Origin of the sequence: Microbacterium sp. HMH0099 (genome assembly GCF_049384025.1) — a bacterium.
Classification (GTDB): domain Bacteria; phylum Actinomycetota; class Actinomycetes; order Actinomycetales; family Microbacteriaceae; genus Microbacterium.
Genome location: NZ_JBMRJR010000003.1, coordinates 528,104 through 552,077, shown reverse-complemented (window position 1 = coordinate 552,077; position 23,974 = coordinate 528,104). Strand labels below are relative to the sequence as shown.

The following is a 23,974-nucleotide window of genomic DNA, read 5'->3' as shown; positions in this document are numbered from 1 at the left end:
CGCAGTGACGCCCGACCGCCTCGACGAGACCCCCGAGGAGAACGCCGAACACGGCGTCCTCGACGACAGCGGAACCCTCGACACGGCCAGCATCTCGATCCTCGGCGGGCACATCGCCCAGGTGAACGTCAGCCTCCCGTCCACGGTCGACGACGACCGTGACGACGACGTCGTCGAGGACGAGCTCCCCGTCGACGACATCGTGATCCCGGATGCCGCCCCCGCGCTGCCGCACGGCGAGGACGAGGCCGCGTCGGCCCCGGTGGTCGAGGCGCACATCGACGAGGTCCCGACCGGCGACATCATCCTCGAGCCGCGCACCCTCGACGACGGTCACGACGCCGCGCACCACGACGGCCGTGACGGCGAGGACGAGGTCGTCGATGCGGAGCTCGTGTCCGAGGACCACCTCGACGAGGGCGGCGACGACGCGTCTCCCACGCCGGATGCCGACGCGGCCGCGGGGGAGGACCCCGACCCGTCCGCCTCCGCGGACGCCGGGCAGGATGACGTCGTGGCCGATGCGGACGCCGCCCTCGCCGCGGCCGAGGCGGACGCCTTCACGGAAGCGCCGGACGACGCGGACGTCGTCGACTCCGTCGACGCGTACGAGTCCGTCACGGGGAGCGGCGACGACGTCGCACCGGCGGACGACATCGACGGGACTCCCGTCGGCGCGCCCTCCGCCGCGCCCGCGCAGCAGGACGCCCAGCCCGTCGCCGCCCCCGAACAGCACGACGACGAGCCCGCGGAGCCGCTGACCCGCGCTCCGTGGGTCGCCCCCGACGAGGGCGGCGTCACGGCCGCGGTCGCCGACGCGCCGTCCGACGAGGCGGGGGAGTCTGCTCCCGCGCCCGCCGCCGAGCCGGCATCCGAGGCCGCCGCCACCGAGCCGGCGTCCGAGGCCGCCGCCGCCGCGCCGGCATCCGAGCCCTCCGCCGCCGCGCCGGCATCCGTGCCCTTCGCCGCCGCGCCCGCCGCGGAGCCCGCGGTCGCTCCGGCTGTCGAGTCCGACGCGTCCGCGGCGGCGCCGACCGCGCAGCCCGTGGCCGCCGCCACCGAGCGCGCCCCGCAGCCGGAGGCGCAGAACGCCGCCGCCGCGGCATCCCCTCCCGCCCCCGCCACGCGCCGGGCCGCCACCGGCGTCATCGGCACCGTCCCGCTGACGCGTCGCGAGGTGCACCAGGCGGACGAGGCCGCCCGGGTGGATCGCGCCCATGCGATGGAGCGCGTCCGCACGTCGGCGCCCGAGGTGACGCTGTCGTCCAAGCGCCTCGGCGAGCTCGACGACACCCGCGAGAGCCCCGATCTGCTCACCGCCGACCGCCTGCTCGACCCGCGGCAGATCGCCCGCCCGGAGCCCGAGGGCCTGTGGCAGCAGCTCGTCTACTCGCTGTCGCGCCACCGGATCAACCTCGGCGACGGCCGCCGTGCCCGCGCGCGCAAGGAGCTGGATCGCCGCATCTCGTCGCCGCTGCCCGGCGGCGCGCGGTTCGTCCCGGTGCTCTCCCGCAAGGGCGGGGTCGGCAAGACCACCGTCACGGCCCTCCTCGGGATGGCCCTCGCCGACGCCCGCGACGACCGCATCATCGCGGTCGACGCCAACCCCGACCGCGGGACCCTCGCCGATCGCGTCGGCCGGCCGAACGGCCGCACGGTGCGCGACCTGGTCCGCGCCCGCGACGAGGTCACCGGCTACGCGGACGTCTCCTCGATCGTCGCCCGCGACGCGACCCGCCTGGACGTGCTCGCCTCCGACGCCGACCCTCGGGTCAGCGAGGCCTTCAGCGACGACGACTACCGCGACGTGGCCACCGTGGCCGCCCACTACTACTCGATCGTCCTCACCGACACCGGCACGGGCATCGTCCACTCGGTGATGGGGGCGACGCTCGAGCAGTCCGACAGTCTCGTCATCGTCGCCGGTCTTTCGGTGGACGAGGCGCGCCTGGCATCCGAGACGCTCACCTGGCTCGAGACCAACGGGTACGCGGACCGCGTGCGCGACGCGGTCGTCGTGCTGAACAATGCGCGACCCGGCACCCCGCTGGTCCGCGAGAGCGAGCTCGAGACGCACTTCCGCACGCGCGTGCGCGCGGTCATCCGGATGCCGTACGACCCGCTCATCGCCACCGGCAGCGCGATCTCGTTCCGCGACCTTCAGCCCGGCACCCGTGAGGCCGCCCGCGAGCTCGCGGCGGCCGTGGTCGAGGGCCTGCGCTCCCCGGCGGCCGCAGCATGACCGTCCGGCAGATCCGCTTCTTCGGCGACCCCGTCCTGCGGGCGCCCAGTGCACGCATCGAGACGATCGACGACGGCGTCCGCGCCCTCGTGCAGGACCTCCTCGACACCGTCGAGCCGCCCGGACGCGCGGGCGTCGCGGCCCCGCAGATCGGCGTGGGCCTGCGGGCGTTCAGCTACAACATCGACGGCGACATCGGCTACGTGCTCAACCCGGAGCTCGTCGAGACCCGCGGCGAGCCCGAGCCGGTGGGGGAGGGATGCCTCTCGGTCCCGGGCCTGTGGCACGAGGCGCTGCGGTACCCCTGGGCCAAGGTCGTCGGCACCGACCTCAACGGCAACGAGGTCGTGCTCGAGGGGGACGGCCTGCTCGCGCAGGCGCTGCAGCACGAGACCGACCATCTCGACGGGATGCTTTACCTGTCGCGGCTCCCCGCGGAGACCCGCCGCGAGGCGATGAAGCAGATCCGCGAGAGCGACTGGTTCTGACCCGCGCCGCTTCCGCTCCGGGGCGCGGCCGGTGCCGGTGGCATCCCTCCGCCGGAGTGTCGTGGTGCCGACGCAGGCGATGCGTCCGGAACAGGCGGTATCGTGCCGGATCGGCCTGCGCCGGTGACTCTTCCTGTCGCGGTGACGCGGGAGACGACGCGGCCCGGCTCGAGGAGCCGGGCCGCGCGTGCGTGCTCAGGGGAGCGAGACGTTCGTCGTGTTGATCGGCACGGCGTAGATGTCCTCGATCGTCTCGGCGAAGTCGGACACGATGACGTTGCGCTTGATGCTCATCTTCGGGGTGAGGTGACCGCTGGCCTCCGTCCACTCCGTCGCGAGGATCTCGAACTTGCGGATGGACTCGGCGCGCGAGACGGCCGTGTTGGCGCGGTCGATGGCGCTCTGCACTTCGGCGCGCACCTTCTCGTTCGCGGCCGCATCCTTCAGCGACATGTCGGCGGGCAGGCCGTTGTTCGCCAGCCACGTCGGCAGCATCTCGGAGTCGAGGGTGACGAGCGCGGAGATGAACGGCTTCTGGTCGCCCACCACGACGACCTGGCCCACGATCGGGTTGGCGCGGATGGGGTCCTCGAGCGCCGCGGGGGCGACGTTCTTGCCGCCGGCGGTGACGATGATCTCCTTCTTGCGGCCCGTGATGGTGAGGAAGCCGTCCGCGTCGAAGGCGCCGATGTCCCCCGTCTTGAACCAGTCGCCGTCGAACGCCTCGGCGGTCGCCTCGGGGTTGCGCCAGTACTCAGAGAAGACGTTGATGCCGCGCACCTGGATCTCGCCGTCGTCCGCGACGCGGACCCCGACGCCGGGGAGCACGGGACCGACGGTGCCGATTTTGGACTTCGAAGCGAGGTTGACCGTCGCCGGTGCCGTCGTCTCGGTCAGGCCGTACCCCTCGAGGATGACGACGCCGAGACTGCGGAAGAAGTGGCCGAGACGCGGGCCGAGAGGAGCGGATCCGGAGACGGCGTAGACCACGCGCCCGCCCATGGCGTCACGGAGCTTCGAGTAGACGAGCTTGTCGAAGAGCGTGAACTTGAGCTTGAGCCCGAGGGGGATGCTGCGGCCGTCCTGCTCGCGCTGGGAGTGCTCGACCGCCACGGCGGCGGCGGCGCGGAAGATCTTGCCCTTCCCGCCGGCCTCGGCCTTCTGCTCCGCGGAGTTGTAGACCTTCTCGAACACGCGCGGCACGGCGAGGAGGAACGACGGCCGGAACGTGCCGAGCGCAGGCAGCAGCTGCTTGGTGTCGGGCTGATGACCGGTCTTGACTCCCGCGTGCACGTTCAGCAGCGAGATGAACCGCGCGAAGACGTGGGCGGTCGTGATGAAGAGGAGGGTCGACGCGTCCGGCGTCTCCACGACCTCGTGGAGCGCCTTGGCGGAGTTGCGTGCGAGCTCGACGAAGTTGCTGTGGGTGAGGACGCAGCCCTTCGGCCGTCCGGTGGAGCCCGAGGTGTAGATGAGCGTCGCGATGTCCGAGCCGTTGGCGAGCGCGCGGCGGCGCTGGACCTCGGCGTCGTCGACGCCGGCGCCCTGCGCGACGAGGGCGTCGAGCCCGCCGCCGTGCATGGTCCACACCTCGCGGATGAGCGGGAGGTCCCCGCGCACCTCGCCGAGCCGCGACTCGTGCTCGGCCGTCTCCACGATCGCGGCGACGGCACCCGAGTCGGACAGGATCCAGGAGATTTGCGACGGCGAGCTGGTCTCGTACACCGGGACCATGACGGCGCCGGCGTAGAACAGCGCGAAGTCGACGAGGGTCCAGTCGTACGTCGTGCGGGCGATGAAGGCCACCTTGTCGCCGGGGGCGACGCCCGCGGCGACGAAGCCCTTGGCCAGCGCGATGACCTGACTCTCGAACGCGGCGGCGGAGACGTCACGCCAGCCGCCCGCGTCGGGGACGGCGAACAGCGCGCGGTCGGGGGTCGCAGCGACCCGCTCGGCGAGCAGGTCGGACACGTTCGCGCTCGGGTCGGCGGGGACGACGGGGGCAAGGTCGAAGTGGATCACGGCAACTCCTTCGGTACCGGAAAAGATCATCGATCGGTCCGACGAGTCTATCCGCATGGATGCGGCGTCCCCGCCGTCACCCGGGGTCCACGGCGGGCTGCGCCGGATGACTAGACTGCTTCGGGCCGTGCTACGGGGCGGGCCGGAGGGGAGCGCTGTGCGCAACGTCGGGATCGACATCGGTGGCACGAAGATCGCCGGAGGCGTCGTCGAGGAGGACGGCACCATCGTCGAGAAGCTGCGGGTGGACACCCCCATCGACCCCGCCGCCCTCGTCGATGCCGTCGTCGACATGGCCGAGCATCTGCGCCGGACGCACGAGATCCACGCGATCGGCGTCGCTGCCGCGGGGTTCATCAGCCTCGACCGCAGCACCGTCATCCACGCCCCCAACATCGACTGGCACGACGAGCCGCTGCGCGCCCGCCTGGAGGACCGTCTCGGGGCCCCGGTCACGATCGAGAACGACGCGAACGCCGCCGGCTGGGGCGAGTACCGCTTCGGCGCGGGCCAGGGCGTGCACGACATGGTCATGCTGACGATGGGGACGGGCGTCGGCGGGGCCATCATCACCGGGGGCGAGCTGTTCCGCGGCGGTCACGGCATCGGCGGCGAGCTCGGCCACATGCGATTCGTCCGCGGCGGGCTTCCCTGCGGGTGCGGCCAGAACGGATGCCTCGAGCAGTACGCGTCGGGACGCGCCCTGCAGCGCGAGGCCAACGCCATCGCCGACGGCGGCGGCATCGGCGCTGCCCTCGCGGCGGTCCGCGAGGAGCGCGGAGCGATCCCCGGACCCGCGGTGTCGCGTCTCGTGCTGGCGGGGGACGCCGGCGCGATCGAGGCGCTCCGTCGCGTGGCGACGGCGCTGGGCGAGGCGTGCGGCGGCTTCCAGGCCGTGCTCGACCCCGAGCTCTTCGTCATCGGCGGCGGCGTCGCCCAGCTCGGGGCCGACCTGCTCGCGCCGGTGCAGCTGGCCTACGAGACGTCGCTCCCGGGGTACGGTGAGCGTCCCGTCGCGCAGTTCACGATCGCGCGTCTGGGCAACGACGCCGGCCTCATCGGGGTCGCCGACCTCGCCGGGAAGGACCGCTGACGATGTTCTACTGGCTCATGAAGTACGTGGTGATCGGCCCGGTCATCAAGGCCGTCTTCCGCCCGTGGGTCGTGGGCCGGCGGAACATCCCCCGGGAGGGCGCGGCGATCCTCGCCAGCAACCACCTGTCGTTCTCGGACTCGATCTTCCTGCCCCTGATGATCGACCGGCGGATGGCGTTCCTCGCCAAGAGCGACTACTTCACGGGCCGCGGCCTCAAGGGCTGGGCCACGCGGGTCTTCTTCACCGCGACCGGCCAGCTGCCGATCGACCGGTCCGGCGGCAAGGCGTCGGAGGCATCCCTCAACACCGGCCTCGGCGTGCTGGGACGCGGGGAGCTGCTCGGGATCTACCCCGAGGGCACGCGCAGCCCCGACGGCACGCTGTACCGCGGGCGCACGGGCATCGCCCGCATGGCGCTGGAGGCGCGCGTGCCGGTCGTCCCCGTGGTGATGGTCGACACCGGCGCCGTCATGCCCATCGGCCACCGCCTGCCACGGGTGGGCCGCGTCGGCATCGTCATCGGGGAGCCGCTGGACTTCTCCCGCTTCGAGGGGATGGAGAGCGACCGCTACATCCTCCGGTCGGTCACGGACGAGATCATGGTCGCCCTGCAGCGCCTCGGCGAGCAGCGGTACGAGGACGTCTACGCCTCGACCGTGAAGGACCGTCTCGCGACGGCGCAGGCGGCGAAGGCGCCCGCGGCGCGCCACTAGACTTGCGGGGTGAATCAGCAGCTCCACGAACTCGACCACTGGCGAACCCTGCCCATCAAGCAGCAGCCGAAGTGGTATGACGAGTCCGCTGTCGCTGCGGCGTCCGCGGAGTTGGCGACCCTGCCCCCGCTCGTCTTCGCCGGCGAGGTCGACATCCTCCGCGACCGTCTCGCCCGCGCGGCCGCCGGCCAGGCGTTCCTGCTGCAGGGCGGCGACTGCGCCGAGACGTTCGCGGGAGCCACGGCCGAGCAGATCCGCAACCGCATCAAGACCGTCCTGCAGATGGCCGTCGTGCTCACCTACGGGGCGTCCATGCCGGTGGTCAAGATGGGCCGCATGGCGGGCCAGTTCGCCAAGCCGCGCTCCAGCGACACCGAGACGCGCGGCGATGTGACGCTTCCGGCCTACCGCGGCGACATCGTCAACGGCTACGACTTCACCGAGGAGTCGCGCAAGGCGGACCCGGCGCGTCTGCTCAAGGGCTACCACACGGCCGCGTCGACGCTGAACCTCATCCGCGCGTTCACCCAGGGCGGCTTCGCCGACCTCCGCGAGGTCCACAGCTGGAACAAGGGCTTCGCCAGCACGCCCGCCAACCAGGCCTACGAGCGTCTCGCCACCGAGATCGACCGCGCGATCAAGTTCATGGAGGCGGCCGGCGCCGACTTCGACGAGCTCACCCGCGTCGAGTTCTACACCGGCCACGAGGGCCTGCTCATGGACTACGAGCGGCCCATGACGCGCATCGACTCGCGTACCGGCCTGCCGTACAACACCTCGTCGCACTTCCAGTGGATCGGGGAGCGCACGCGTGAGCTCGACGGCGCCCACGTCGACTACTTCTCCAAGATCCGCAACCCGATCGGCGTCAAGCTGGGTCCGACCACGACGACCGACACCGCGCTCGCCCTGATCGACAAACTCGACCCGGAGCGCGAGCCCGGTCGCCTGACGTTCATCACGCGCATGGGCGCGGGCAAGATCCGCGACGCGCTGCCGCCGCTGCTCGAGGCCGTCCGCGACTCCGGTGCGACGCCCCTGTGGGTCACCGACCCGATGCACGGAAACGGCATCACGACGCCGACCGGCTACAAGACGCGCCGGTTCGACGACGTGGTGGACGAGGTCCGCGGCTTCTTCGAGGCGCACCGCGCCGTCGGGACGCACCCGGGCGGCATCCACGTCGAGCTCACCGGCGACGACGTCACCGAGTGCCTGGGCGGGTCGGAGCAGATCGACGAGGCCACCCTCGCGACGCGTTACGAGAGCCTGTGCGACCCGCGCCTGAACCACCGTCAGAGCCTCGAGCTGGCGTTCCTCGTGGCCGAGGAGCTCGAGAAGCGCTGAGACCCACGACAGAGGAGGCCCCGACCGTCCGGTCGGGGCCTTCGTCGTCACCGGCGCGTCCGGCGAGGGCGCGCGCCGGGGTCAGAGCGTGGGGGTGAGGGTGATCGTCGCACCCTGCGGGGCGGTCGAGCCCGCCGCGGGGTTGGTGGCGCGCACCTTGTAGATGTCCCAATAGCGGAAGCCGAGGGGGAGCGTCCCGTCCTCGATGCCGGCGTTGACCTCGAAGCCGAGGCCCTGCAGCTGCGCCACCGCGTCGCGGATGGACTTGCCGATGACGTTCTCGGGGATCTGCACGGGACGCGGGCCGATGGACACCCGCAGGGTGACCGTGTCGCCGGGCCGCCAGTTGCCGCCGCCGGAGCGGGCGTCGTACGAGATGACGTCGCCGGAGTCGACGCTGTTGCTGTACTCCTCGACCCGGGTCGACTGCAGCTCGACGTCGTCGAGGGCTCGCTCCGCCTGGCCGGCGGTCAGTCCCACGATGTCGGGGATCGGGCCGAGCGAGACGACCATGGAGGCGGTGTCGCCCTCGTAGACGGTGCAGCCGTCGGTGCAGGCGAAGGGCTCGGCGCCGGAGCGCGGGGTGATCGTGACCCCGAGCACCGCGCCCTCGTCGGCGTCAGTGAATTCCGTCGCCTCGTCACCGACGGTGACGACGGCGGACTCCAGGATGCCGCGGACCTCGTCCGCCTGCACCCCGGCGAGGCCGGGGATCTGGTGGGTGGCGGGGCCGACCGACACGAAGACCGTCACGACGCTGTCCTTGTCGACCCGCTGCCCGGCGGCCGGGTCGCTGCCGACCGTGGTGCCGGCCGGGACGTCGAAGTCGTTCACCTCCTGCGGCTGCGCCTGCAGCTGCTCCAGGGCGAGGGCGGTGGCGGCGTCGTCGAAGCTGCGCTGCGCCACGTCGGGGACGGCCACGAGCGAGCCGGGGCCCGAGCCGAACCACCAGCCGACGCCCGCCGCGGACCCGGCGAGCAGCAGCACGAGGGCGACGATCCAGGCGCCGCGGGCGGTGCGGCGCCGTGTGCGGGCCCGGAGGTGCGTGGCGTTGTCGTGGTCGTCGACGGAGGCCTGGGGGAGCGATGCGGTCTGCGGGAGGACCTTGGTGAGTTCGCGCGACTCGGCCGCCGTCGCGGGCGTGGCGATGCCGACCGACACCGCGCGGGCGACCTGCGGCGCCAGCCCCAGCTCCTTCTCGACCTCGCGCAGGCGGGAGAGCATGGTTCCGGCGTCGACGGGCCGGTCGTCGGGGGAGCGCTCCGTCGACCACAGCACGAGCTCGTCGAGCTGCTCGGGGACGGTGGAGACCTTCGCGCTCGGGCGCGGCACGGAGTCGGTGGCGTGCTGATAGGCGATCTGCATCGGCTGCTCGCCCTTGTAGGGCTGCTCGCCGGTGAGCATCTCGTAGAGCATGATGCCGAGCGAGTAGATGTCGCTGCGGGCGTCGGCGGTGCCGCGCGTGACGAGCTCGGGCGCGAGGTAGGCGATCGTGCCCATCAGCTGCGCGCCGCTGGCGGTGTTCGCGGTCGTGGCCCGCGCCAGGCCGAAGTCGCCGATCTTGATGCGGCCGTCCTCGGCGAGCAGCACGTTCTCCGGCTTGACGTCGCGGTGGACGATGCCCGCGCGGTGCGCGGCGGCCAGCCCGGACAGGATGGCATCCATGATCGTCAGGGTCTGATCGACCGTGAGCCGGCGCTGCTCGCGCAGCAGCTCGCGGAGGGTGATGCCGGGGAGGTACTCCATGACCAGGTAGGCCATCTCGCCGTCCTGGCCCTGGTCGAAGACGTTCACGACGTGCGGATCCGCCAGACGGGCCGCCGAGCGCGCCTCCTGGATGAACCGGCTCTGGAACACGGTGTCGTCGCTCAGGTGGCCGTGCATGACCTTGAGGGCCACGCGGCGCTCGAGGCGCAGATCGGTCGCGACGTACACGGTCGCCATGCCGCCGCGCGCGATGCGCGCACGGACCCGGTACCGGCCGTCGACGAGACGGCCGATCAGCGGGTCGGCCTGCTGACTCGTGCTCACGGGGAGAGTCTACGGAGCGCCTCCTGTGAGCTCGGGGAGCGGCTCACCCCCAAAGCCGCATGCATGCTCAGCCGAGCGCGGCCAGCCAGACCGTCGCGGGCTGCTCCCACTGCCCGTAGCGGTCAGGATAGGCGGAGATCTGCACCGCCTGCGCGGCGTCGGCGTACGGCAGGACCTCCCAGCCCGGGATGTCGACGAGGCCGAGAGTGACGGTCCCGCCGGCGTCCGCGACGCCGAGGAAGAACGCCCGCGTCGCGTAGTCGGGGTCCATCAGCTGATCCGGTGCGCCCCATCCGGTGCTCGGCCGCTGCTGGAACAGGCCGACGGAGTCGCGGTCGCCCCAGTCGAGGTTGCGCAGCCAGGACTCCTGCATCGCGGTGCCGAGGGCGATGGCGATGCCGCGCTCGGGCACGCCGAGCTCGCGGCCGATGCGGATGATCGTCCGCGCGTTGGCGCTCTGCTCGGCGTCGAGTCCCGGCGCGAGGACGGGGGCGACGGATGCCACGGCGACCATGCCGCTCGGGATCTGCAGCGTCTCGCCGGGGTAGATGATCGACGCCCGGGTCAGGCCGTTGGCCGAGAGGACGGCGTCGAGCCCGACGCCGTGGGCGGCGGCGATCCCCGAGAGCGTGTCGCCCGCGCGGACCTCGTAGGCCGCGGCCGGCGCAGGCGCCGGGGCGGGGGCGGCGGCGGGTGCCGAGAGCACCAGCTCCTGGCCCGGCCGGATGATGCTCGACCAGCCGAGGCCGTTGGCCGCGAGGACCGCGTTCGTGTCGAGGCCGTACCGCGCCGCGATGGACGACACGGTGTCGCCGGACTGGACGACGTGGACCGCGGGAGCGGGCAGAGCGGCCACGCGCGGTGCGAGGGTCGTCGGCACCGGATGCGGGCCGGGGAGGGTCGCCGGGGCGGGCGCCGGCGGGACGGCATGGGCCGCGTGCTCGCCCGCCAGGGCGAGCGCGATGGAGCCGGCCAGGGCGGCGGGGACGGTCGCCGCGCGCGAGCGCGGGGCGGCGGGGGCGGATACAGGGAGGCGTCGTCGCATGGTGGGGGATTCCGTTCTTCCGACTGCCGACACGTTGCCACGGACCTGTTGCGAGTGTCAACGCGTGTGACTGATGTGACTCGTGTGACCAAGCAGCCCTCGGCTGGTGTGGAAAGGGCGGGGAAGGGATGCCACCGGCCGGTGCCGCGAGACCGCGGCATCCCGAGCCCTCGTCGGTGAGAGACTGGGAGCGTGACCGACTCTTCACGCTACGAGACCGACTGGCTGGCCCTTCCCGACCTCGTGGAGGTGCTGGGGGAGTCGCTCGGCCGCGTCCGGCGCCTGCTGGACGACCACTACCTCATCGGCTCGCGTCGCAACGGCGTGCTGCAGGTGCCTTCCGTCTTCATCGTCGACGGCCGTCCGCTGTCGTCGCTGCGCGGGACGGCGATCGTGCTCCACGACGTCGGCTTCGACGACGACGAGGCGATCGACTGGCTGCTCACGCCCGAGGACACCATCGGCGTCGCCCCCATCGAGGCGCTGCTCGCCGGCCGCAAGAGCGAGGTCCGGCGGGTCGCCGCCACCCTCGCCTGAGGCCGTGTCCCCTTCTGTGCGGGTTCGGAGGGGTGGACCTGCACGAAGGGGGACATGCCCGGCCGGGTCCGGCTGAGCTGCGGCGCCTGCCTGTTACGAGGTGCGCTGGGTCGCCGCGCGGGCGAGCTCGCGCAGCTCGTTGACCGCGGCGTCGCCGAGACGCGCGCCGGAGAGGGCGCGGTCCGCGCGACGCGCGTACTCGGCGATGAGCTCCTCCGTGCGGGCGAGAGCGCCCGTGTCGACGATCGTCCGCTGCAGGGCCGCGATCTGGGCGGCATCCAGGTCCGGGTCGCCGAGGAGCTCGTCGACCGTGCGCCGCGCTCCGGCGTCGAGCCGTTCGCGGGCGTAGGCGACGAGGACAGTGCGCTTGCCCTCGCGGAGGTCGTCGCCGGAGGGCTTGCCCGTGACGGCGGTGTCGCCGAAGACGCCGAGCACGTCGTCGCGCAGCTGGAAGGCCATGCCGACGTCGTGCCCGAAGCGTCCGAGCGCGTCGAGCTGGTCGCCCTCGGCTCCGGCCAGCGCCGCGCCGATCTGCAGGGGCTGCTGGATGCTGTAGCGGGCCGACTTGTACGAGGCCACGCGCAGCGCGCGGTCGGCGTGGTCGCCGTCGGGGTGGACGACGTAGGCGGACTCCTCGGCGACGTCGAGGAATTGGCCGATCGTCACGTCGCGACGCATGTGGGCGTAGTGCCGCCGGGTCGCGGCGGCGGTGGCGGCGGCATCCGTCAGTCCCTCCTCGAGGAGGTCGTCGCTCCAGGCCACGAGCAGGTCGCCGAGGAGCACCGCGCCCGAGCGCCCGAAGGCGGCGGGGTCGGTCGCCCACCCGGCGGCACGGTGCGCGGCCTCGAGCGCGCGATGCGCGGCGGGCTGTCCGCGGCGGGTGTCCGAGTTGTCGATGATGTCGTCGTGGACGAGGGCCGCGGCGTGGAAGACCTCGAGGGATGCCGCGACGGCGACGAGCGCGGGGATCAGGGCGGCGGGGGCCGGGCGGCGGTGCTCCTCCACAGCCCTCCACCCGGAGATGCAGAATCGTGCGCGCAGACGCTTCCCGCCCTGCAGAGCGGCGGCGCCCGCACGTGTCATCGTCTCGGCCTCGGGCCCCAGAGAGGCGGCGAACGATAGCTGGTCGGAGAGGAAGTTGTCGAGTCGCTGAGAAACAGCCTCGATCGGTTCCGAGGAGGGCGGCACGGGCCTAGCCTAGTGATCTACGCCGCGCGTAAGATCGACGGTACGAGCAAAAGAGGGGGATGCATGCCACTCTCCGAACAGGAGCAGCGCCTGCTGGACGAGATGGAGCGCCATCTCATGAGCAACGACGCGGATGTCGTCACGGCTCCCGGGCGTGCCCTCAGTTATCGCAACATCGTCATCGGCTCGATCCTCGTGCTCGCCGGACTCGGCGCCCTCATCGCGGGCGTGTCCATCGGCTTCAACACGGGCTTCCTCGGGATCGCCGTCGGCGTCGTGGGCTTCCTCGTCATGCTCGGCGGTGTGGTCTTCGCGGTCACCCCGACGCGTGGCGCCGCGCAGACGGCGTCCGCACCGAAGGCGGCCTCGTCCCGCGCCCCCCGCGCCTCCGGCTCGTCCTTCATGGATCGCATGAACGAGCGCTGGGATCGTCGCAACGAAGGTCGCTGACCCTCCACCCCCCTCCACTCGAAACACCGGCTCTTCGGAGCCGGTGTTTTTTTGTGCCCGCGAGGCTCTCTCCCGCGTCTTTCCGGGGCTCGCGCGCCTCGCGAGGTGGCCCGCGGCGTGGGTGCAGAGAGTACACGGGGGAGCGTTCGCCCAGAAGAGGCTGAGTGACGATGGCTAAGTGGAGGGCAGTGGAGTAAAGTGGGGGAAACTTCGCTGGCCGGACGAAGGGGGGTGTGTCCCGGATGCTGCTCGGCACGCACACGCCCAAGCTCGACGACAAAGGTCGGGTCATCCTGCCCGCGAAGTTCCGGGACGATCTCGGCGCCGGTGTGGTGATCACCCGGGGGCAGGACCGCTGCCTCTACGTGTTCAGCACGGAGGAGTTCGAGCGCGTCCACGAGCGGATCCGCGAGGCCCCGCTGAGCAACAAGCAGGCCCGCGACTTCCTGCGCATGTTCCTCTCGGGGGCCAGCGCCGAGAAGCCCGACAGCCAGAACCGCATCACCGTTCCGCCGGCCCTCCGGGCCTACGCGGGCCTGGGGCGCGAGCTGGTCGTCACCGGAGTCGGCGCCCACGCCGAGATCTGGGACGCGGAGGCGTGGAACACCTACGCCGAGAGCAACGAAGAGACGTACGCCGAGATGGAGCAGGAGGTGATCCCCGGACTGTTCTGATCCTCGGCTGTGATTCCCAGCCGCACGCCCTGACGCACTTCCCCGGCGCCAGGTCGATGCGGATGGGGATCAGAGCCCGGGACCGGATCCGGAGAATCATGGACATCCGCGACATCCACACCCCCGTCCTCCTCGAGCGCTGTGCCGAGCTCCTCGGCCCCGCGCTGCAGCGCGAGGGCAGCGTCTTCGTCGACGGCACCCTCGGCATGGGCGGCCATTCCGAGGCGTTCCTCGAGCGCTTCCCGACGACGCGACTCATCGGCCTCGACCGCGACACCGACGCCCTCCGCATCGCGGGGCAGCGGCTGGCGCGGTTCGGCGATCGCGTGACCCTCGTGCACACCGTCTACGACGGCATCGCCGCGGCGGTCGCCTCGGCGGGAGTGGACAAGGTCGACGGCATCCTCTTCGACCTCGGCGTCTCGTCCCTGCAGCTCGACGTCGCCGACCGCGGCTTCGCCTACGCCCAGGACGCCCCGCTGGACATGCGCATGGACCAGACGAGCGGCGTGACCGCCGCCCACGTCCTCGCGACCTACGGCGAGGGCGACCTGCGACGCATCTTCGAGCGGTACGGCGAGGAGAAGCTGGCCGGGCGCTACGCCCGCGCCATCATCGCCGCACGGGCGCAGGCCCCGCTGGAGCGGTCGGGTCAGCTCGTGGACGTGCTGCAAGCAGCGACGCCGGCGGCGGTCCTCCGCGAGCGCCACCCCGCCAAGCGCGTCTTCCAGGCTCTGCGCATCGAGGTGAACGCCGAGCTGTCCGTGCTCGAGCGCACCATCCCCGCCGCGCTGGACGTGCTCGGCGTGGGCGGTCGCATCGTCGTGCTGTCGTACCAGTCGCTCGAGGATCGACTGGTCAAGCGCGTGTTCGCCGAGGCATCCACGTCCACCGCCCCGCGCGGTCTGCCCGTGGAGCTGCCCGAGCACGCCCCCAAGTTCCGACTCCTGGTCCGCGGCGCCGAGCTCGCGAGCGAGGAAGAACGCGCGGCCAACCCCCGCGCCACCCCGGTGCGTCTGCGCGCCGCCGAACGGGTCGAGGAGGCCGCATGAGCACGTCGAACGCCGCCCTGCTGCCGGAGTTCCCCACCCCCGTCCGCGCCCCGCGGCGCCTGCAGCCCGTCCCCGCCGCGCCCGCGCGCCGGCGCGCCCCGCGAAGGGCGTTCGGTGTGATCGCGGTCACCGGGGCGGTGCTGATCGCGCTCGTGCAGATGGGTCTGTCGATCCTCACGACGCAGAGCACGTTCGAGATCTCCACGCTCACCCAGCAGCAGCGCGACCTCACGTACCAGAAGCAGATCCTCTACGACGAGGTCGCGGGGCTCAGCTCGCCGCAGTACCTCGCCGCCAACGCGTCCGCCCTCGGGATGGTCATCGACGAGTCGCCCACCTACCTGCGCCTCAGCGACGGCGCGGTCATCGGCTCCGGACAGCCGGCGGAGGGCGCCTCGTCCATCGACGCGCTGGGCCGCGGCTCGGTGCGCAACGCCCTGATCGCCGGCGTCCCCCTCGTGACCGACCCGGCCGCCGACGCCGAGGCTCCCGCCGCAGGATCCGACGCCGCCGGGACCTCGGACCCCGCCGCAGGCACCGACCCCGCCGCGTCGACGGATGCCGCCGGGGGAGTGGTCGCGGTCGAGGGGCCCGGCGACGCCTCGCGCACCCCGGCCCCCACGATCACGACACCCCCGTCGATCTCCGACGGTCTCCCGACTCCGGCGACACGATAAGCCCATGACGACGATGCTCACGCGGTCCCCGCGCCGCCGTACCGTGGTCGCCCTCGCCGTCGTGCTCATCGTGCTGACGGCGTTCATCATCCGCCTGGTCGACATCCAGGTGGTCAACGCCGGCGAGCACGTCGACGACGCCAAGGCCATGGGCATGCAGAGCCAGCGCACCGTGTACGGCACGCGCGGCTCGATCGTCGACGAGAACGGCGTCACCCTGGCATCCAGCGTCCGCCGTTACGACGTGGCGATCGACCCGTCCCTCGCCGTCGACGGGATCAGCTACCGCGACGACGACGGCCAGAAGGTGACGCGGTCGTGGGCCGACATCGCCGGAGAGATCGCGGCGATCACGAAGCAGGACGCGGCCGAGGTCGAGAAGATCGTCGTCGACGCGCACGCCGCGAACCCGTCGTCGCAGTGGGCGCAGATCGTCAAGAACGTCTCGACCGAGCAGTACCGGGCCCTCGCCGACCTCGGCGTGCCGTTCCTCAGCTTCACGCCCCAGCCGGCCCGGGTGTACCCCGACGGCGCCGTGGCCGGCAACCTCATCGGGTTCGTCGGCAGCGACGGTCAGCCGCTCGCCGGGCTCGAGTCCGCCGACGACTCCTGCCTGCAGTCCACCGACGGCTCGGTCACCTATCAGCGGGGGCGCTACGGCGGCGTGCTGCCCGGCACCGAGGTGGAGACCGCGCCGGCGATCGACGGCGGCACGCTCAAGCTCACGATCGACCGCGACCTGCAGTGGTACCTCAGCCAGCTGATCGCCGAGCAGGTGCAGAACACCGGCTCGCTCGGCGGCACCATCACGGTCGTCGAGGCCAAGACCGGCAAGGTCCGGGCGCTCGCGGAGTACCCCGCCGTCGACCCCAACGACCCGACCGCCACGCCCGCGGCCGACCGCGAGAGCCGCGCCTTCGCCGGGCCCAACGAACCCGGCTCGACCTTCAAGGCCCTCACGGCCGCCATCGGGCTCGAGACCGGGGCCTTCGACGCGAGCACGACCGTCACGGCCTCTTCCTCCGAGACGATGCCGAACGGCGCGCGCGTCCGCGACGCCTTCGTCCACCCGGCGAACAACTACACGCTGACCGGCGTGCTCATCGACTCCTCGAACGTGGGCATCAGCAAGTTCGGCGAGATGATCCCCGTCGAGACGCGCTACGACTACCTGAAGAAGCTCGGCATCGGCACGCCCACCGCGATCGGCTTCCCCGGCGAGTCCGGCGGCATCCTGCGTCCGGTCGCCGACTGGGACAACCAGACATTCTACAACACGACGTTCGGCCAGGGGCTCGCGGTCACGGTGCCGCAGCTGGTCGGGGCGTATCAGACCATCGCCAACGGCGGCGTGAAGATGCCGCTGTCGCTGGTGGAGAGCTGCACCGCGGCGGACGGGACCGTGACCGACGTGCCCGACGCCGAGGGGGAGCGCGTCTTCTCCGAGGGCGTCGCCGACCAGGTCTCGCTCATGCTCGAGAACGTGGCCACCCAGGGCACGCTCGCATCGCAGGTGTCGATCCCGGGTTACCGGGTCGCGATCAAGACCGGAACGGGCGAGAAGTCGGACCCCGAGACCGGGGCCTACAAGCAGGGCGCGTACTACACGACCATGATCGGCTTCGCGCCCGCCGACGACCCCCAGTACGTCGTCGCGGTCAACCTCGACGAACCCCGGACGGTAAAGTCGTCTGCGGCCACCGCGCCTGCCTTCCAGAAGGCCCTCACCCAGGTCCTGAAGAACTATCGAGTGATCCCGTCCGGAACGACCACCCCCGAACTCCCCAAGTTCGGCTGACCCCGCCGGATGCCGTCCCCCCACAGGAAGGGCGTCCGCACACAGCCATGATCTCTCTGAGCCTCTCCGACATCTCCGCCGTGCTCGGCGGGCGTCTCGTCCTGCGCGGCGCCGACACCGAGGCATCCCTCGTCTCCGGTCTCGTCGACACCGATTCCCGTCTCATCGAGCCGGGCGACGTCTTCGTCGCCAAGCCCGGCGAGACCACCGACGGGCACCTGTTCGTCGCCGCCGCCGTCGAACGCGGGGCCGCCCTCGCCATCGTCGAGCGCGAGGTGGACGACCCGGTGTCGCAGATTGTCGTCCCGGATGCCGTGGGCGCCCTGTCCGTTCTGGCGCGCGAGGTCGTCGCGCGCGTGCGCGCCCGCGGGGATCTCCGCGTCGTCGGCATCACCGGGTCCAACGGCAAGACCACCACCAAGAACCTGCTCGCGCGCATCCTCGCGGACGAGGGCGAGACCGTCGCTCCGCGCGCCTCCTTCAACAACGAGGTGGGCGCCCCCCTGACGATGCTGCGGGTCACCGACGACACGCGCTTCCTCGTGAGCGAGTTCGGGGCGAGCGCGCCCGGGGCCATCGCGCGCCTGGCCGGACTCGTGACGCCCGACATCGGCGTGGTGCTCATGGTCGGCATGGCGCACGCCGGCGGCTTCGGCGGCATCGAGTCGACCTTCCACGCCAAGAGCGAGCTCGTGAAGGCCACCCGCGAGGGCGGCCTGGCCGTCCTCAACGCCGACGACCCCCGTGTGGCCGCCATGGAGCCGATCGCGCGCGAGCGCGGGATCGACGTCCGCTGGTTCGGCCGGGGCGAGCGCGCGCAGGTGCGGGCGACGGACGTCGAGGTCTCGGCATCCGGCACCCGGGCCCGCCTGCTCGTCGACGGCGAGGAGTTCGACCTCACGTTGCGCGTGCTCGGGGAGCACCACGTCATGAACGCCCTCGCCGCCCTCACCGCGGCGATCGCGCTCGGCGTGACCCCGGCGGACGCCATCGCGCGACTCGAGACCGTCGAGATCGCCGAGCGCTGGCGGATGCAGCCGCTCGGGTCCGACCGCGTGCGCATCATCAACGACGCCTACAACGCGAGCCCCGACTCGATGGCCGCGGCCCTCCGTACGCTCGCGCAGATCACGGCCCCGCACGAGCGCACCGTCGCCGTGCTCGGCGCGATGAGCGAGCTCGGCGAGTACGCCGAGGAGGAGCACGACCGCATCGGACTCCTGGCCGTCCGGCTGCGCATCCAGCGCATCGTCGTGATCGGTCAGGACGCCCGCCGCATGTACCTCGAGGCCATCGCGCAGGGGTCGTGGGACGGTGAGGCGGTGTTCTTCGCCGACGCCGACGCCGCGTACGACTACCTGCTCACCGAGCTGCGCGACGGCGACCGCGTGCTGGTCAAGTCGTCCAACTCCGCCGGGCTCAGGCTGCTCGGCGACCGTCTGGGAGAGGCGTTCGCGTGAGGTCACTTCTGACGGCGGCAGCGATCTCGCTCGCCTTCACCCTCTTCCTCACCCCGGTCTTCCTGCGGTGGTTCCGCAAGTGGGGCTGGGGGCAGGTCATCCGCACCCCCGAGAACGTGCACAACCCGTCGCACGCCGCCAAGCGCGGCACGCCGACGATGGGCGGCACCATCTTCATCCTCGGCACGATCGTCGGGTACCTGATCGGCTCCTTCGCCGGCAACAACCCGCCGACGGTGTCGGGTCTGCTCGTCCTCTGGCTGATGGTCGGCTTCGGCGTCGTCGGATTCATCGACGACTACATGAAGATCCGTCAGCAGCGCAGCCTCGGGCTGTCGGGCTGGCGCAAGATCGCCGGCCAGGTCATCGTGGCGGTGCCGTTCGCCATCGTGGCGCTGAACTTCCCCAACAACTTCGGGCAGACGCCCGCCTCCGCCTACATCTCGGTGTTCCGGGACATCCAGCTGCTGTCGTTCTTCGCGCTCGGCCCGATCCTCGGATGGCTGCTCTACCTCGCGTGGATCTCGCTCATCGGCACGGCCACGTCGAACTCGGTCAACGTCGCCGACGGACTCGACGGCCTCGCCGCGGGTTCCGGCATCTTCGTCGTCGGCGCCTACAGCCTCATCGCGTTCTGGCAGGTGCAGCAGGTCTGCACCGGAGCGCTGGACCCGGCCGTGCAGCCGGCCTGCTACGCCGTCCGGGATCCGTTCGACCTCGCGATCGTGTCCGCGGCGTTCGTCGGCGCCCTCGTCGGGTTCCTGTGGTGGAACGCGCCGAAGGCGAAGGTGTTCATGGGCGACTGCGGCTCGATGGCCATCGGCGGCGTGATCGCCGCGATGGCGATCCTCACCCGCACGGAGCTGCTGCTCATCCTCGTCGCGGGCGTCTACGTCATCGCCTCCGGCTCGGTGATCCTGCAGCGCGCCTACTTCAAGGTCACCCGCGGCAAGCGCCTGTTCCTCATGAGCCCGCTGCACCACCACCTCGAGATGCGGGGGTGGCCCGAGGTCACCATCGTCGTCCGCATGTGGATCATCGCCGGACTGCTGGCGGTCTCCGGGGTCGGCTTCTTCTACGTCGAATGGCTGTCGCGCGCATGAGCTCCCCTCGTCTGGACTCCCTGACCAGCTGGTACGCCGAGTGGCGCGGCCTCCGCGTCGCCGTGCTCGGCCTGTCGGTGACGGGCTTCTCCGTCGCCGACACCCTCGCCGAGCTCGGTGCCGAGGTGCTCGTCGTCACCGAGAAGGCCGCGGAGGAGTACGCGCGGTTGCTGCCGGTCATCGGCGCAGGGCTCCACGTCGGTCCTCTCGACGCGCCGCCGGCCGAGCTGGTCGACTTCGCGCCCGAGGTCGTCATCGCGTCGCCGGGCTTCCCGCCGTCGCATCCGGTCATCCGATGGACGCAGGAGAACGGCATCGCCCTCTGGGGCGATGTCGAGCTCGCCTGGCGCGTCCGCGACAAGGTCGTGCGGCCCGACGGCCGCCCCGCGGACTGGATCCTCATCACCGGCACCAACGGCAAGACCACGACGACGCGCCTGACCGCGGAGATGCTCGTCGCGGGCGGTCTCCGTGCCGCCCCCGTCGGCAACATCGGCACGCCGGTGCTCGACGCGGTGCGCGACCCCGCCGGGTTCGACGCGTTCGTCGTCGAGCTGTCCAGCCACCAGCTCTGGTACCTCAACCTGCAGACCGGCGACGACGCTCTCTCGCCGCACGCCGCCGTCTGCCTGAACCTCGCCGACGACCACCTCGAGTGGCACGGCGGCGCCCAGGAGTACCACGACGCGAAGGCCGGGATCTACGCCCGCACACGCGTCGCCTGCGTCTACAACAAGGCCGACGAGGCCACCCGCGGCATGGTCGAGGACGCCGAGGTGATCGAGGGAGCCCGGGCCATCGGGTTCGACCTCGGCATCCCCGGTCCGAGCGACCTCGGCGTCGTCGAGGGCATCCTCGTCGACCGGGCGTTCCTCGCCGAGCGGGCGACCTCCGCGCTCGAGCTGACGACGGTCGAGGACCTCGCCGCGCGGGGTCTCGCCGCGCCGCACATCGTGGCGAACGTCCTCGCCGCGAGCGCCCTCGCGCGCTCCCTGGACGTGCCGCCGGCGGCCATCCGCGACGCGCTCCTGCGCTTCACGCTCGACCCGCACCGCATCCAGGTCGTCGCCGCGCATCGCGGCGTGACCTGGGTGGACGATTCCAAGGCCACCAACCCGCACGCCGCGTCGTCGTCCCTCGCGGCCTATCCCGGTGCCGTGTGGGTCGTCGGGGGTCTGCTGAAGGGCGTCGACCTGAGCGACCTCGTCCGCGCCCGCGGCGGAGCGGCGCGCGCGGTCATCGTCATCGGCACGGAGCGCGCCGACATCGTCGCGGCGTTCGCGCGACACGCCCCGGCGGTGCCGCTGTTCGAGGTCGACCACGCCGAGACTGAGGACGTCATGGCCCGGGTCGTCGATCTGGCGGCGGGCGTGGCCCGGGACGGAGACACCGTTCTCCTGGCTCCCGCGGCGGCGTCCTTCGACCAGTTCGCGTCCTACGCGGACCGCGGCGAACGCTTCGCGGACGCGGTGCGGTCGTGGATCGCGAGCCAGGACGACTGACCGAACGAGCGGACCGGAAGGGGACACCGTGACCACGACGGCACCTCCTCCCCACCAGAGCCCCGACGAGGCTCCGCGTGAGCGCGGCGGCCTCATGGCGCGGGTGTCGCTGGGCAAGGCTTTCGCGCCCGTGCCGAGCGAGTTCCTGCTGATCGCCTCGACGGCACTGCTGCTCACCGGCTTCGGCCTCGTCATGGTGCTCTCGGCGACCTCGGCGCTCGACGGTGGACAGAGCCCGTTCGAGCACGTCATGAAGCAGGGCGTGTTCGCGATGCTGGGCGTGCCGTTGATGTTCGTCCTCAGCCGTGCTCCGCTGAAGTTCTGGAAGCGGATCGCGTGGCCCGCCCTCATCGGCGCGCTGCTGTTCCAGCTGCTGGTGTTCACGCCGCTGGGCGTCGAGGCCAACGGAAACCGCAACTGGATCGACCTCGGGTTCGTCCAAGCGCAGCCGGCGGAGTTCCTCAAGCTCGCCCTCGCGCTGTGGCTGGGGTACGTGCTCTTCCGCAAGCAGACGCTGCTGGGCGTCTGGCACCACGTCTTCATCCCCGTGGTCCCCGTCGCCGCCCTCGTCATCGCCACGGTCATGGGCGGCCGGGACCTCGGCACGGCCATGGTCCTCGTGCTGGTGCTGCTCGGCGCGCTGTTCTTCTCGGGCGTCAAGCTGCGCATCTTCGTGCTGCCGGCGATCGCCGCGCTCGGCGCGGTGGCCGTGCTCGCGGTGACGAGCGCCGACCGCATGCGCCGCATCATGAGCTTCCTCGACCAGGACTGCCTCGCGCAGTACCTCGGCGACTGCTACCAGCCGCTGCACGGCATCTGGGGGCTCGCTGCCGGCGGCGTGTTCGGGGTCGGACTGGGCAACTCGGCGGAGAAGTACGACTGGCTCCCCGCGGCCGCCAACGACTACATCTTCGCCATCGTCGGCGAGGAGCTGGGACTCATCGGCTGCATCGTCGTGCTGCTGCTGTTCGCCCTCTTCGCGGTGGGCGCGTTCCACGTCATCCGCCGCACCGACGACCCGTTCGTCCGCATCGTGTCGGGCGCGATCACCATCTGGATCGTCGGTCAGGCTCTGATCAACATCGGCGTGGTCCTGCGGGTGTTCCCCGTGCTGGGTGTGCCGCTGCCGTTCATGTCGCAGGGCGGGACGTCGCTGCTGTCGGTGCTCATCGCGTGCGGCGTGCTGCTGTCGTTCGCTCGCGGGCTGCCCGAGCGGCGCCCCGCGGACGCTCCCGTGGCGTCGGCGCGCCGGCGTCGCTGAGGACGCCGGAGAAGCCGCGCCGGCGTCGCTGAGGACGCCGGAGAAGCCGCCGCGCCGACCTCGCCGAGGACGGCGGAGCCGGCGTCGCTGACTACGGTGGAACGGTGACGACCTACCTCCTCACCGGCGGCGGCACCGCCGGCCACGTGAACCCCCTGCTCGCCGTCGCCGATGGGCTGCGCGCCCGCGACGCCGCGGCCGACGTGCTCGTGCTCGGCACCCGCGAGGGGCTCGAGGCGCGTCTCGTGCCGCTGCGCGGGTACGAGCTGCTCATCGTCCCCAAGGTCCCCTTCCCGCGCCGGCCGAACCGTGCCGCCGCCGCCTTCCCGTCCGCCTTCCTCCGTGCCGTCGCGCTGGTCCGCCGCTACATCCGCGAGCGCGGCGTGGACGTGGTCGTCGGCTTCGGCGGCTACGCGTCCGCCCCCGCCTACGTCGCGGCACGGCGGGAGCGCATCCCGTACGTCGTGCATGAGGCCAACGCCAAGCCCGGGCTCGCCAACGTCCTCGGGGCCCGTGGGTCGGCGGCGGTCGGCGTCGCGTTCGAGGGCACCCCGCTGCGCGGGGCGGAGGTGGTCGGGATGCCGCTGCGTCGCGAGATCGTCGAGCTCGAGGCCTCCGGTCTCCGCGAGGAGGCGGCGCGGCACTTCGGACTGGATGCCGCCGCCCCGACGCTCCTCGTCTTCGGCGGCTCGTTGGGGGCTCTGCGTCTCAACGAGGCCTTCGGCGGCGCGTGGCGAGACGTGCGGGAGGCCGGCTGGCAGCTGCTGCACGTGACGGGGGAGAAGTCGGAGCTGGCCGATCCGGGGGAGCCCGGCTACGCGGTCGTCCGCTACGTCGACCGGATGGACCTCGCCTTCGCGCTCGCCGACCTGATCGTCTCGCGCTCGGGGGCGGCGACGGTGAGCGAGATCAGCGCCCTCGGCATCCCGGCGGTGTACGTGCCCTACGCCGTCGGCAACGGGGAGCAGCGCCTGAACGCCGCGTCCGCGGTGCGGGCGGGCGCCGCGCTGCTGATCCCGGATGCGGACTTCACCGCGGACCGGGTGCGGACGGGCATCGTGCCGCTGCTGCGCGACGAAGAGCGCCGCGCGGCCATGCGGGCCGCCACGGCGCGGACGGGGACGCGCGCGGGCACCGAGAACGTCATCGCCCTCGTGGACCGCGCCCTCGCGCGCTGACGCGACCGGCAGCGCTGACACGACCGGCAGCGCTGGCTCGACCCGCGGCGCCGGCGAGGGTAGCCCCGCTGGGCGTGCCAGGACGGCCCCCTCGGCCGGGCGACGTAGGA

20 protein-coding genes are annotated in these 23,974 nt (G+C 72.1%); 16 read left to right on the top strand and 4 right to left on the bottom strand.

Translation table 11 applies throughout. The annotated features are described in order from the left end of the window. The first annotated feature begins 4 nt into the window (after positions 1–4). Both ACO03V_RS09790 and def read left to right on the top strand, forming a co-directional pair. Positions 5–2,242 carry a MinD/ParA family protein gene (locus tag ACO03V_RS09790; protein WP_423137444.1) on the top strand — a complete coding sequence of 746 codons (2,238 nt, stop codon included), beginning with the start codon at positions 5–7 and terminating at the stop codon, positions 2,240–2,242. Then, positions 2,239–2,730, top strand: coding sequence for a peptide deformylase (def, locus tag ACO03V_RS09785; RefSeq protein WP_423137443.1), 492 nt, complete (start codon positions 2,239–2,241; stop codon positions 2,728–2,730). The genes ACO03V_RS09790 and def overlap by 4 nt, the downstream gene beginning before the upstream one ends. Positions 2,731–2,925: 195 nt before the next feature. Here def and ACO03V_RS09780 read toward each other — a convergent pair whose 3' ends face one another. Beyond that, on the bottom strand, positions 2,926–4,782 hold the full coding sequence (locus ACO03V_RS09780; RefSeq protein WP_423137442.1) for an AMP-dependent synthetase/ligase: 1,857 nt from the start codon (positions 4,780–4,782) through the stop codon (positions 2,926–2,928). A gap of 127 nt (positions 4,783–4,909) precedes the next feature. Here ACO03V_RS09780 and ACO03V_RS09775 point away from each other — a divergent pair, with 127 nt between their 5' ends. From ACO03V_RS09775 to ACO03V_RS09765, 3 genes are read left to right on the top strand one after another with little or no spacing between them, the layout of a single operon-like run. Beyond that, positions 4,910–5,845 carry an ROK family glucokinase gene (locus tag ACO03V_RS09775; protein WP_423137441.1) on the top strand — a complete coding sequence of 312 codons (936 nt, stop codon included), beginning with the start codon at positions 4,910–4,912 and terminating at the stop codon, positions 5,843–5,845. 2 nt (positions 5,846–5,847) lie between these two features. Beyond that, on the top strand, positions 5,848–6,561 hold the full coding sequence (locus ACO03V_RS09770; protein WP_367727404.1) for a lysophospholipid acyltransferase family protein: 714 nt from the start codon (positions 5,848–5,850) through the stop codon (positions 6,559–6,561). 9 nt (positions 6,562–6,570) lie between these two features. After that, the gene (locus tag ACO03V_RS09765) at positions 6,571–7,908 is read left to right on the top strand and encodes a class II 3-deoxy-7-phosphoheptulonate synthase (protein ID WP_367727402.1); all 1,338 of its coding nucleotides are present in this window, start codon (positions 6,571–6,573) and stop codon (positions 7,906–7,908) included. Between the two features lie 81 nt (positions 7,909–7,989). On the opposite strand, the gene pknB is transcribed toward ACO03V_RS09765, so the two are convergent. Both pknB and ACO03V_RS09755 read right to left on the bottom strand, forming a co-directional pair. After that, a complete protein-coding gene (gene pknB / locus ACO03V_RS09760) occupies positions 7,990–9,939 on the bottom strand; it encodes a Stk1 family PASTA domain-containing Ser/Thr kinase (RefSeq protein ID WP_423137440.1) in 1,950 nt (649 codons plus the stop codon). A 67-nt stretch (positions 9,940–10,006) separates the two neighbouring features. Further along, positions 10,007–10,984 carry a LysM peptidoglycan-binding domain-containing protein gene (locus ACO03V_RS09755; protein WP_423137439.1) on the bottom strand — a complete coding sequence of 326 codons (978 nt, stop codon included), beginning with the start codon at positions 10,982–10,984 and terminating at the stop codon, positions 10,007–10,009. 192 nt (positions 10,985–11,176) lie between these two features. On the opposite strand from ACO03V_RS09755, the gene ACO03V_RS09750 reads away from it, so the two are divergent. Then, on the top strand, positions 11,177–11,521 hold the full coding sequence (locus ACO03V_RS09750) for an Rv2175c family DNA-binding protein (RefSeq protein WP_367727386.1): 345 nt from the start codon (positions 11,177–11,179) through the stop codon (positions 11,519–11,521). Positions 11,522–11,614: 93 nt separating this feature from the next. On the opposite strand, the gene ACO03V_RS09745 is transcribed toward ACO03V_RS09750, so the two are convergent. After that, on the bottom strand, positions 11,615–12,709 hold the full coding sequence (locus tag ACO03V_RS09745) for a polyprenyl synthetase family protein (protein WP_367727378.1): 1,095 nt from the start codon (positions 12,707–12,709) through the stop codon (positions 11,615–11,617). A gap of 63 nt (positions 12,710–12,772) precedes the next feature. Between ACO03V_RS09745 and ACO03V_RS09740 the strand changes: the two genes are divergently transcribed. The 10 genes from ACO03V_RS09740 (at position 12,773) to ACO03V_RS09695 (ending at position 23,864) form a co-directional block, all read left to right on the top strand. Continuing rightward, positions 12,773–13,159 carry a DUF3040 domain-containing protein gene (locus tag ACO03V_RS09740; RefSeq protein WP_367727370.1) on the top strand — a complete coding sequence of 129 codons (387 nt, stop codon included), beginning with the start codon at positions 12,773–12,775 and terminating at the stop codon, positions 13,157–13,159. Positions 13,160–13,401: 242 nt separating this feature from the next. Continuing rightward, a complete protein-coding gene (gene mraZ / locus ACO03V_RS09735) occupies positions 13,402–13,833 on the top strand; it encodes a division/cell wall cluster transcriptional repressor MraZ (protein ID WP_367727680.1) in 432 nt (143 codons plus the stop codon). Positions 13,834–13,931: 98 nt separating this feature from the next. After that, positions 13,932–14,885: a 16S rRNA (cytosine(1402)-N(4))-methyltransferase RsmH gene (gene rsmH / locus ACO03V_RS09730; RefSeq protein ID WP_367727368.1), complete on the top strand. Its 954-nt coding sequence runs from the start codon at positions 13,932–13,934 to the stop codon at positions 14,883–14,885. After that, on the top strand, positions 14,882–15,562 hold the full coding sequence (locus tag ACO03V_RS09725) for a hypothetical protein (protein WP_423137438.1): 681 nt from the start codon (positions 14,882–14,884) through the stop codon (positions 15,560–15,562). The genes rsmH and ACO03V_RS09725 overlap by 4 nt, the downstream gene beginning before the upstream one ends. Before the next feature lie 4 nt (positions 15,563–15,566). Continuing rightward, complete coding sequence (locus ACO03V_RS09720; protein WP_387054386.1) at positions 15,567–17,360, top strand: peptidoglycan D,D-transpeptidase FtsI family protein; 1,794 nt, start codon at positions 15,567–15,569, stop codon at positions 17,358–17,360. A gap of 47 nt (positions 17,361–17,407) precedes the next feature. Then, on the top strand, positions 17,408–18,820 hold the full coding sequence (locus ACO03V_RS09715) for a UDP-N-acetylmuramoyl-tripeptide--D-alanyl-D-alanine ligase (RefSeq protein WP_423137437.1): 1,413 nt from the start codon (positions 17,408–17,410) through the stop codon (positions 18,818–18,820). Then, positions 18,817–19,923: a phospho-N-acetylmuramoyl-pentapeptide-transferase gene (mraY, locus tag ACO03V_RS09710; protein ID WP_367727304.1), complete on the top strand. Its 1,107-nt coding sequence runs from the start codon at positions 18,817–18,819 to the stop codon at positions 19,921–19,923. Before ACO03V_RS09715 ends, mraY begins: the two co-directional genes overlap by 4 nt. Continuing rightward, positions 19,920–21,425 (top strand): UDP-N-acetylmuramoyl-L-alanine--D-glutamate ligase, encoded by a 1,506-nt coding sequence (gene murD, locus ACO03V_RS09705; RefSeq protein ID WP_423137436.1) that lies wholly within the window; start codon positions 19,920–19,922, stop codon positions 21,423–21,425. Before mraY ends, murD begins: the two co-directional genes overlap by 4 nt. Positions 21,426–21,453: 28 nt before the next feature. Next, positions 21,454–22,686: a putative lipid II flippase FtsW gene (ftsW, locus tag ACO03V_RS09700; protein WP_423137435.1), complete on the top strand. Its 1,233-nt coding sequence runs from the start codon at positions 21,454–21,456 to the stop codon at positions 22,684–22,686. Between the two features lie 104 nt (positions 22,687–22,790). Next, positions 22,791–23,864 (top strand): UDP-N-acetylglucosamine--N-acetylmuramyl-(pentapeptide) pyrophosphoryl-undecaprenol N-acetylglucosamine transferase, encoded by a 1,074-nt coding sequence (locus ACO03V_RS09695; protein ID WP_423137434.1) that lies wholly within the window; start codon positions 22,791–22,793, stop codon positions 23,862–23,864. The last annotated feature ends 110 nt before the right edge of the window (positions 23,865–23,974 follow it).

Bases quoted from the DNA above. Each gene is read 5' to 3' on its own strand.
- def (WP_423137443.1), top strand. From the start codon at position 2,239: ATGACCGTCCGGCAGATCCGCTTCTTCGGCGACCCCGTCCTGCGGGCG.
- ACO03V_RS09780 (WP_423137442.1), bottom strand. From the start codon at position 4,782: ATGATCTTTTCCGGTACCGAAGGAGTTGCCGTGATCCACTTCGACCTT.
- ACO03V_RS09770 (WP_367727404.1), top strand. From the start codon at position 5,848: ATGTTCTACTGGCTCATGAAGTACGTGGTGATCGGCCCGGTCATCAAG.
- ACO03V_RS09755 (WP_423137439.1), bottom strand. From the start codon at position 10,984: ATGCGACGACGCCTCCCTGTATCCGCCCCCGCCGCCCCGCGCTCGCGC.
- ACO03V_RS09740 (WP_367727370.1), top strand. From the start codon at position 12,773: ATGCCACTCTCCGAACAGGAGCAGCGCCTGCTGGACGAGATGGAGCGC.
- mraZ (WP_367727680.1), top strand. From the start codon at position 13,402: ATGCTGCTCGGCACGCACACGCCCAAGCTCGACGACAAAGGTCGGGTC.
- rsmH (WP_367727368.1), top strand. From the start codon at position 13,932: ATGGACATCCGCGACATCCACACCCCCGTCCTCCTCGAGCGCTGTGCC.
- ACO03V_RS09725 (WP_423137438.1), top strand. From the start codon at position 14,882: ATGAGCACGTCGAACGCCGCCCTGCTGCCGGAGTTCCCCACCCCCGTC.
- ACO03V_RS09720 (WP_387054386.1), top strand. From the start codon at position 15,567: ATGACGACGATGCTCACGCGGTCCCCGCGCCGCCGTACCGTGGTCGCC.
- ACO03V_RS09715 (WP_423137437.1), top strand. From the start codon at position 17,408: ATGATCTCTCTGAGCCTCTCCGACATCTCCGCCGTGCTCGGCGGGCGT.
- murD (WP_423137436.1), top strand. From the start codon at position 19,920: ATGAGCTCCCCTCGTCTGGACTCCCTGACCAGCTGGTACGCCGAGTGG.